Source organism: Herbaspirillum sp. C7C8 (assembly GCF_022627875.1).
Classification (GTDB): domain Bacteria; phylum Pseudomonadota; class Gammaproteobacteria; order Burkholderiales; family Burkholderiaceae_D; genus Herbaspirillum.
Genome location: NZ_JABXGG010000049.1, coordinates 1 through 751, shown reverse-complemented (window position 1 = coordinate 751; position 751 = coordinate 1). Strand labels below are relative to the sequence as shown.

Below are 751 nucleotides of genomic sequence, written 5' to 3'. Positions count from 1 at the left end.
TCCACGGTCTTGGCCAGGGGCGTGAAGGCGCTGTTGGCGTCGGGCATGGCGGTGATGCGGTAGCCCGGCATCTGGGCCACCCAGAAGCCACCGGCCACGAACAGCAGCACCGTCACCAGCGCCGCACCGATGACGGTCTTGCGCGAACGCTCGCCCACGGCGGCCTCGGTCTTGACGAAGGCAAACGCCGCACCGTGCATCAGCAGCATGGCCACCGACAGCAGACCGGCCAGCAGACCGAAGGGATTCAACAGGGCAAAGAAGCTGCCGGTGTATTCCACGCGCATGGTGTCGTCATAGTGGAAGGGCACGCCCAGCAGCAGGTTGCCGAAGGCCACACCGCAGATCAGGGGCGGCACGAAACCGCCGATGAACAGCCCCCAGTCCCAGGCATTGCGCCAGCGCGGATCGGCCACCTTGCTGCGGTAGTCGAAGCCCACCGGACGGAAGAACAGCGAGAACAGCAGCACCATCAGGGCGATGTAGAAGCCCGAGAAGGCGGTGGCATAGACCAGCGGCCAGGCTGCGAAGGTGGCGCCGCCGGCGGTGATGAACCAGGTCTGGTTGCCTTCCCAGGTGGGGCCGATGGCGTTGATCAGGATGCGCCGCTCGGTATCGTTCTTGCCGGCGAAGGGCAGCATCATGCCCACGCCGAAGTCGAAGCCGTCGGTGAGCGCGAAGCCGATGATGAGCACGCCCACGAAGGCCCACCAGATCAGTTTGAGTGTTTCGTAATCGAAGATCATTCTGC

Annotated in this window: 1 protein-coding gene; it reads right to left on the bottom strand. The window is 64.7% G+C overall.

Annotated features, from left to right (window positions below):
- Positions 1-746 (bottom strand): cytochrome d ubiquinol oxidase subunit II (cydB, locus tag HWE01_RS22570; RefSeq protein ID WP_241822949.1); only part of this gene is annotated, 746 nt, incomplete at its 3' end.
- Positions 747-751: the final 5 nt, after the last annotated feature.